The sequence below is a fragment of the Enterobacter cloacae complex sp. SYL003 genome (assembly GCF_049236925.1).
In the GTDB taxonomy this organism is placed as follows: domain Bacteria; phylum Pseudomonadota; class Gammaproteobacteria; order Enterobacterales; family Enterobacteriaceae; genus Enterobacter; species Enterobacter intestinihominis.
Window position 1 is genome coordinate 1 of sequence record NZ_JBMKJK010000069.1, and the last position, 722, is coordinate 722.

At 52.8% G+C, this 722-nt stretch carries 1 protein-coding gene; it reads left to right on the top strand.

The genetic code is table 11. From position 1 onward, the window contains the following. The coding region (locus ACOT1A_RS24610; RefSeq protein ID WP_171477885.1) for a transposase at nt 1-489 on the top strand (489 nt) is incomplete at its 5' end. Nucleotides 490-722: the final 233 nt, after the last annotated feature.

Sequence of the window (722 nt, forward strand, 5' to 3'; positions counted from 1 at the left end):
CTCAAAACTCCGTACCGCAATGGCACCACCCATGTGATCTTCGAGCCGCTGGACTTCATCGCCAAACTCGCTGCGTTGGTACCTAAGCCGCGAGTCAACCTCACACGCTTCCACGGCGTCTTTGCACCGAACAGCAAACACCGAGTTCAAGTAACACCCGCCAAGCGGGGCAAGAAGCCCGACAAATCGGAAGGTCTCGATACTAACTGGCGTGACAAGAGTCCTGCAGAGCGCCACCGCGCCATGACCTGGATGCAACGCCTCAAGCGAGTCTTCAATATTGATATTGAAGTCTGCGAACACTGCGGCGGTCACGTCAAAGTGATTGCCAGCATCGAAGATCCGAAGGTCATTGAGCAGATTCTCAAGCATCTGAAACAGAAAACAGCCAAGGCGAATGCCGCCAAGCAGCGTGAGCTGCCACCAGAACGAGCGCCGCCACTGACTCCCAGCCTGTTCGATCCATCACAGAGTCGTCTCTTTGACTGACGACCCCAAATCCAACACTGCTCAACACTGCCAACTTTTAAACGGGGCGGTGGGGCAGTTTGTATCTCTCGAGCTATCAGGCTAGAGATTTTACCGCCAAATCGAACCTTATTAGAGCGGTTTAGGCTGGACCGGCAGTTAAAATTGGGGCTTGAGCGGTAAACGAGTGAGGGAATTTCAGGTAAGATACTTCGGATGAGGAGCAAAAAGGTGGTTTATACTTCCTATACCCA